The organism is uncultured Campylobacter sp., assembly GCF_937997405.1.
In the GTDB taxonomy this organism is placed as follows: Bacteria; Campylobacterota; Campylobacteria; order Campylobacterales; family Campylobacteraceae; genus Campylobacter_B.
On the sequence record NZ_CALKTL010000006.1, the window covers coordinates 1 to 4,013 of the forward strand.

General features: G+C 39.6%; 5 protein-coding genes. 1 reads left to right on the forward strand and 4 read right to left on the reverse strand.

All coding sequences use genetic code 11. The annotated features are described in order from the left end of the window. Positions 1-242: 242 nt before the first annotated feature. Positions 243-1,583 carry an FAD-dependent oxidoreductase gene (locus Q0372_RS00320; RefSeq protein WP_298101293.1) on the forward strand — a complete coding sequence of 447 codons (1,341 nt, stop codon included), beginning with the start codon at positions 243-245 and terminating at the stop codon, positions 1,581-1,583. 178 nt (positions 1,584-1,761) lie between these two features. Here the strand turns inward: Q0372_RS00320 and Q0372_RS00325 are convergent, their stop codons facing one another. The 4 genes from Q0372_RS00325 to Q0372_RS00340 all read right to left on the reverse strand — a co-directional run. Then, positions 1,762-2,319: a hypothetical protein gene (locus Q0372_RS00325; protein WP_298101295.1), complete on the reverse strand. Its 558-nt coding sequence runs from the start codon at positions 2,317-2,319 to the stop codon at positions 1,762-1,764. Positions 2,320-2,423: 104 nt separating this feature from the next. Then, positions 2,424-2,792, reverse strand: a complete 369-nt coding sequence (locus tag Q0372_RS00330; RefSeq protein ID WP_297881113.1) for a hypothetical protein — start codon at positions 2,790-2,792, stop codon at positions 2,424-2,426. A gap of 35 nt (positions 2,793-2,827) precedes the next feature. Then, entirely contained in the window at positions 2,828-3,235 is a 408-nt protein-coding gene (locus tag Q0372_RS00335) for a hypothetical protein (protein WP_298101297.1), read from the reverse strand. A gap of 47 nt (positions 3,236-3,282) precedes the next feature. Next, the coding region (locus tag Q0372_RS00340; RefSeq protein ID WP_298101300.1) for a hypothetical protein at positions 3,283-4,013 on the reverse strand (731 nt) is incomplete at its 5' end.

Consider the following 4,013-nt stretch of genomic DNA (forward strand, 5'->3'; position numbering starts at 1 on the left):
GTTACCAAGTGCTATAAAATGCCACGTATCCCGCGCTTAAAATTTTAATTCTATCGATGCAGAATTTTTGAAACGATTAGGGCTGAAATTTTTATTTTCCGCATTAAATTCTGTGCCAAAGTTAAAATTTCGTCGTAAAATTTCACGCCTCTTGCCTGGGCCTTTAAATTTGTACCACTCAGATTTTAAATTTAATAAAACCTCTTATAATCCCGCGAAATTTCAGATCAAAAGGATTAAAAATGGATTATGATATCATCGTAATAGGCTTTGGCAAAGCGGGTAAAACCCTTGCCGCAAAATCCGCCGCACTGGGCAAAAAGGTCGCTCTCATCGAGCGCTCGCCGCAGATGTACGGCGGCACCTGCATCAACGTAGGCTGCATCCCAACCAAGCGGCTAGTTACGGCGAGCAAGGAAGCTGGCTTCGTAAATTTTAGCGTGCTCGGAGAGTATTTCGTGCTGAGCATGCAGAAAAAGGACGAACTCGTAGAGGCGCTGAGGGCGAAAAATTTAGCAATGCTAAAGGGTAACCCGAATATCGACGTAATCGACGGCGAGGGCTCTTTTGCTAGCGCTAATTCCGTGCGCGTGCTAAGTCCTGACGGACAGACGCGTGAAATTTCAGCAGGAACGATCGTCGTAAATACGGGCTCAAGGGAGGTCGAGCCTAGCTTTGAGGTAAGTTCTCAGATCGCTTATAGCAGCGAAGAAATTTTAAATTTAAAGATCCTGCCGAAGCATCTAGTAATCATCGGCGGCGGATTTATCGGGCTTGAGTTTGCCTCGATGTTTGCGGGGTTTGGCTCTAAAGTCAGCGTGCTGATGCGATCGAAATTTATGAAAAACGAAGATGAGGACGTGTCCGCCAGCGTCAAATCCGCTCTGCAGGCCCAAGGCGTGGAGATTATCGAGGGCTGCGAGTTTTTGAGCTTAAAGGGCGGCGAGCTAAAATTTGATCTCGCGGGCGAGAGCAAGGCGATCGCGGCGGATGCGTTTTTATACGCCCTCGGCCGTCGCGCGAATACGAATGATCTAAATTTAGCCGCTGCGGGGGTGCAGACGGACGCGCACGGCAATATCATCACGAATGAGCATCTGCAAAGCTCAGCTGCTGGCATCTACGCAGCAGGCGACGTGCGCGGCGGCGAGATGTTTACCTACACTAGCTTAGATGATTTTAGGATAATTTTTAGCGCGCTTTTCGGAGACGGCGCGCGTACTACGAAAAACCGCGCGCCGCATGCAAGTGTGCTGTTTACCCGCACGCCGCTAGCTCGCATCGGCCTTAGCGAGAGGCAGGCAAGAGAGAGTGGGCGCGAGATCAAGGTGCTGAAGCTTTCGATGGCAGCGGTGCCCGGCGCCAAGGTCGTAGCGCACGACGAGGGAATGATGAAGGCGGTCGTGGACGCAGCTAGCGGCGAAATTTTAGGCGCGGCGCTTCACTGCGTAAACGCGCACGAGATCGTTAATGAGCTGGCGATCACCATGGCACTGGGCGCGAAGGCAGACTTTTTCAAAAATCAAATTTTTATGCATCCAAGCATCAGCGAGGCACTTAACGATCTTTTCGGACAATTTTAAATTTGAAATTTAACGGCGCTCGGGCTTGGCGATGCCTGGGCGCCTTAGCGCAAATCGATCGTGAAATTTAATGTGCCGGAGTGGGTTAAATTTAGACTGGGTTAAATAATTTTAGCCCTTATCGTCCGCTTCTTTCTTGGCTACCAAAAGTTAGCTATAAAAGAAATGATTGAAATAGTTAATTGATAAAATATTCGCGTTTAGGAATAGCAAGATTACAATCTATTTGGCACTCGGTAAGAGTATGCGGATAAAATTTCTTCTCGCAGTTTATACAGGCAAAAACGATTTCGTCCGTCGCTTCATTCAACATAACTCTATAATCGCTAGGCGACCATTGCGGGTATTCGCACGCCAAGTCCAAATCCACGCTAACTACCAAGCTGTCAAATACAATCGAGTTTAATTCCTCGTAGACTAGTCTTAAGCTCTTTTGATCTTTTAATGCTCTAATTTTATTTATCAAGCGGTATTTGTCCGATTTGATGATCTTTACGCCAAAGAGATCCTTCGCTTTTCCGTCGCCGTAAATCGATAGCTCGGTCGGATAATCTTTAAAATTTAACTTTAACAGCTCGTCCAAGCCGCAACCGTCGTATTCTTTCATAAGAAACAAAATTTTATTTTCCATAAACCATGTCGCTATGCAGCAGCATACTTGCTCGGGATCAAAAGGATGTAGATTTAAAATTCTATTTTCTAACGATAAACACAAATTTCTAATTTTGGGCTGCATTATTTAATCCTTTATTTCTACCTATATCGACGATATCAACAAAATTTTAGCCATTTTTTCTTTATACTTAATTTTATATTTAGAATTTCACAAATTTAATATCTTTATTTATCCCCAAAGATCAAATAGGCTAAATTTTTGCTCAAATTCTCATACGCAACTACCCAGTATTCTCGTATGATATTTTTGATTTGCAAGTTATCGTCCAGAAAGTCGGCAAATATTTTAATCCTGTCTTTGTCTACTGTGCCTAGCTCTTCATCCTCTTTCTCAAACGAAGCGACAATTAAATGCGATAGAGCAATCTTGTCTTGGAAATTTAATGTCTTGTCTTCTAGTAAATTTAGCATTGACGTAATTTTGCCGATGTCTGCTAATTCTAGCTCCCAATCTTGCTCATTTCCCGTCGAATCTAATCCCAAAAGCTTATTTAATTTTATCGCGCTTTCTTTTCTTACGAAATAATCGGTCATTTTATTATCCTTTATAATGTTTTTAATTGTGATACTCAGCTGACCGCGCTATCTAGCAGTTTCCTAGAATTTTGCAAAGCCCATACGAAATTTTCGAGCTCTACGCAGTCTTTTAATTCAAATCCAAAATTTAACAAACCTACCGATAGGGCGTCGCCATCTTTTATGACATGCGCTATTAGATTGCCTTTATGTTCTATACTCACTTTATTCTCATATCTTGTAAATTTAAAGATATTTTTCGAACATCTTCCGTTTCTTTTTGAAAATTTCTCAAATTGCTCCGTAAAATTCGGTGTTTGATTTCCATCTTTTAGCCATAATCCCCCAGCATATAGCGCCCATATAAGCTCGTAAAAATTGATATTATGCCGAGTCTCGGTAGCAGCGACCAAAAGCTTATTCGTTTCATGGTTGATCTCTATTAAAGCCTCTCTGTCCATATGCCAAATCTCGGCTACTACTTTTTCTCTATCCGGCACGGAGGCAATTAAAAATTCAAATTCATTTTTTTTACTTTTTGAAAAGCTAACTTATCATAATTTGATATATTGCTAGGGTATTTTTTTTCTAAGGTTTTTTTTCTTTCTATTACTTTTTCTAATCTTTCTTCATAATTTCTTAATACTTCATCTTTTATTTTTCCTTTTTCTCCTTCTTTTATATTTTTCGCATCTTCTATAACTTCTTTCATAAATATACATCTATCTTTAAATATTCTCATGTCTTCTACATTATATTTTTTTTCTAATTCTTTTGCTCTAACTTCTATATCTAAAATCCATGACTCATTCCTTTCACAAAAATCTTTTGTGTTTGCCTCTTCCAATTCTTTTTCTATTCTTTCATTAGCTTTACCTCCTTCTTCTAAAAATTTATAAAATTTTATTGCCTTTACCAAAATAAAAGGTCCTAGTATAAACTTTACTATAAATTTTATAATTACTGAAGTTTTTGCAGCTTCAGGAGATTCCACCAGATTAGAGTTATAAAAATAGGATATTGGAAGACAAGCTACTAAAAAACCTATAATAAGTCCTCGGATAATTCCTCCTGTTCCATGTTCTTTGATATTTAAGAATAAAATTAATATCCATAAAATCCCTCCAATAATAGCTATAATTCTAAAATTCTTTAACCATTTTAATTTATTTTCTTCACTTTTTTTTAAGCAACTATAACACCAAATATCTCCACTTGTCATTTTAATTGAACATTTGT

What these genes read in the sequence shown, in the direction of transcription:
- Q0372_RS00320 (WP_298101293.1), top strand. Translation starts at nt 243, where the DNA reads ATGGATTATGATATCATCGTAATAGGCTTTGGCAAAGCGGGTAAAACC.
- Q0372_RS00325 (WP_298101295.1), bottom strand. Translation starts at nt 2,319, where the DNA reads ATGCAGCCCAAAATTAGAAATTTGTGTTTATCGTTAGAAAATAGAATT.
- Q0372_RS00330 (WP_297881113.1), bottom strand. Translation starts at nt 2,792, where the DNA reads ATGACCGATTATTTCGTAAGAAAAGAAAGCGCGATAAAATTAAATAAG.
- Q0372_RS00335 (WP_298101297.1), bottom strand. Translation starts at nt 3,235, where the DNA reads ATGGACAGAGAGGCTTTAATAGAGATCAACCATGAAACGAATAAGCTT.